Below are 246 nucleotides of genomic sequence, written 5' to 3' on the forward strand. Positions count from 1 at the left end.
GACGTCCTTGTGCACGCCGCCCGAGCTGATCCGGCCCTGGCGGCGGGCCGCGGCGCCACGGAACCAGGGCCCGTTCCTGCCCTTCACGGAACGCACGTAGACGTCGTCGCCGGCGCGGACGACCCACATGGTCACCGGGGAGCGCAGGGTGCCGTCGGCGCGCTCGGACTCCAGGTCGAGTTCGACGGATGAGCCGATGCGGTCCAGCTCGTCGTCGGTCCAGGTCGGCATGGCATGGCCTTTCCT

General features: G+C 71.5%; 1 protein-coding gene. It reads right to left on the reverse strand.

Annotated features, from left to right (window positions below):
• Window positions 1-231: DUF2255 family protein (locus IG08_RS0153630; RefSeq protein WP_030622519.1), on the reverse strand; the 231-nt coding region annotated here is incomplete at its 3' end.
• Between the last annotated feature and the right edge of the window lie 15 nt (window positions 232-246).

It is taken from the genome of Streptomyces fulvoviolaceus (assembly GCF_000718165.1).
GTDB lineage: Bacteria > Actinomycetota > Actinomycetes > Streptomycetales > Streptomycetaceae > Streptomyces > Streptomyces fulvoviolaceus.